Genomic DNA, 275 nt, shown 5'->3' with positions numbered 1-275 from the left:
AGGCTGGGGGTGGAAGTGCAGCAATGCATGGAGCTGACCAGTACTAATCGGTCGAGGGCTTATCCTAAATGATTACTTTGGAGATTCACAACTTTCATATCCAGTTTTCAAGGTTCAAACCTTGAAAGTTCAAATATATTTTGAGCATTTGTTCCCTGATAGCTCAGTTGGTAGAGCACTCGACTGTTAATCGAGTTGTCACAGGTTCGAGTCCTGTTCGGGGAGCCATTCATGGAGAAGTACCCAAGTGGCTCAAGGGGACCCTCTGCTAAGGG

1 tRNA gene is annotated in these 275 nt (G+C 46.5%); it reads left to right on the top strand.

What is annotated here, in order from left to right:
- Window positions 1-152: 152 nt before the first annotated feature.
- Window positions 153-228 (top strand) — tRNA-Asn (locus tag M3180_RS22505).
- The last annotated feature ends 47 nt before the right edge of the window (window positions 229-275 follow it).

It is taken from the genome of Paenibacillus camelliae (assembly GCF_023715345.1).
GTDB classification, from domain to species: domain Bacteria; phylum Bacillota; class Bacilli; order Paenibacillales; family Paenibacillaceae; genus Pristimantibacillus; species Pristimantibacillus camelliae.
The sequence above is the reverse complement of the archived record's forward strand: the minus strand, read 5'-3'. Positions and strand labels throughout refer to the sequence as shown.